The following is a 1,510-nucleotide window of genomic DNA, read 5'->3' on the forward strand; positions in this document are numbered from 1 at the left end:
CACTGTTGACCGCCTTGAACTTGCTCCCGTCGATGGCGACGCAGTCGCCCTTCAGTACGCCGATCCGGCGGCAGAGCTCGACGAACTGCGCGCAGGTATTGCGGATGGCAACGGTGTTGTCGCGCGGGAAGTCGGCGATGGTCTTGTGGTCCGGGACCAGCTTTCCGGTCAACCACATCACCTCGACGTTCCGGTCCGCTTCCCGCTCCAGGCGGCGGCTCGACGGGATGCGGTTCAGGTATCCGTAGATGAACAGCTTGAGCAGCACGGCCGGGTGATATCCAGGCCGCCCGGTGCGTGCCGCAGCCGAGCGGACGAAGCCAAGTTCCGCCAGATCCAGTTCGTCGACAAAAAGATCGACGACGCGAACGAGGGCATCCTCACTGATTTAATCCTCAAGTCGATCCGGAAAAAGCACCGTCTGGCTGCGATCGACGCCCTCGATGAAACCTTCCATCCCGAACCCCTCCGACCTCAGAAGGTCTACCACAGGTAGGGGTTTTCACGCAGCCTCGGCCGTTCTCCGAAGTTCGACAGGCGTTGTTGCAGAACGCCAGCTTGACGCATAGCGCCCCCTTTCCCCAAGTTCATCGGCAAGACCGCTAGGCAATTGATATTGTTTGAGGCCGAGAGGCCGAAAATGTGACAACACAGGCGGTGTCAGGCCGGTTTTGGCAGGCTCAGGGCGTCGAAGAGGTCGAGTTGCTCCGGGGTGGTTTTGCTCAGGCCGTGGAAGCTGCGCTTGCCCGCGTGGGCGGTGCGTTTCTGGATGCGCGCCAGCAGGTCGAGGGCAGTGCGGGGGCTGGCTGTGGTGGCCCTCGCCTTCAGCCGCATGGCCACCGTCTCCAGCCAGCGCAAGCAGCCGAGCTTGCTGTCGGGGGCGCAAAGCCGGTTGAAGACCATGGCGCGCTAGATCAGCGTCCGGGCCCTGATCCCGTTCCAGCAGGCTTGCTGCTTCGCCCATTCCGACATGTTGTGGACACCAGCTGGGGATGGGTAATGACGTCGTGTGCTTCTGCCGCGGCCAGAAGCAGGGCCCGCCGAAGTGGGTCGGGAACGGACCGCCGCCGCCAGATCGCGTCCAGGTCACGTTTGCTGTTTGTTTGGACTCGGAAAGTGACAAATGGAAGGAAGTGATCTGTAAATGACCCGGATACCGGCAGAAGCCGCCGCGCGGCTCGCTGTCCTGCGGAGCATCCACATCCCAACCAAGCGGGACAACGAACTGCGGCTACACCTCGACCGGCTGCTCAAGACCGGGGTCGATGGCATCCGAAGGCCGCCTCTCCGTGATCAAGGCAGCGGAGCGGCGGCTGCTGGAAGCCTGGGCGGTCAAGGAGCTTGTTTCGAAGACTGACCGGCAGGGCAGAGCGTTCCTACCCGCCGCCGAAGGCCGCGACGCCACCGGGCAGATCCGTCTCTACCTCGAACCCCGTGACGTTGAGGCCTTTGCCGCCGTGTATCGACCCAGCGGAATCTGCACAGGTTAAGCCGCTAAGGCGAATGCCTC

Annotated in this window: 1 protein-coding gene and 2 pseudogenes; 1 reads left to right on the forward strand and 2 read right to left on the reverse strand. The window is 63.0% G+C overall.

Annotated features, from left to right (window positions below):
- Both FG154_RS20440 and FG154_RS20445 read right to left on the reverse strand, forming a co-directional pair.
- Positions 1-457: pseudogene (locus tag FG154_RS20440) on the reverse strand (transposase); the annotation flags it as partial.
- A gap of 203 nt (positions 458-660) precedes the next feature.
- Positions 661-909, reverse strand: a pseudogene (locus FG154_RS20445) (hypothetical protein); the annotation flags it as partial.
- 356 nt (positions 910-1,265) lie between these two features.
- Between FG154_RS20445 and FG154_RS20450 the strand changes: the two are divergent.
- The gene (locus FG154_RS20450; protein ID WP_145111968.1) at positions 1,266-1,490 is read left to right on the forward strand and encodes a hypothetical protein; all 225 of its coding nucleotides are present in this window, start codon (positions 1,266-1,268) and stop codon (positions 1,488-1,490) included.
- Positions 1,491-1,510: the final 20 nt, after the last annotated feature.

This window comes from Cereibacter sediminicola (assembly GCF_007668225.1).
GTDB classification, from domain to species: Bacteria; Pseudomonadota; Alphaproteobacteria; order Rhodobacterales; family Rhodobacteraceae; genus Cereibacter_A; species Cereibacter_A azotoformans.

Coding starts and splice junctions, on each gene's coding strand:
- FG154_RS20450 (WP_145111968.1), top strand. CDS start 1,266: ATGGCATCCGAAGGCCGCCTCTCCGTGATCAAGGCAGCGGAGCGGCGG.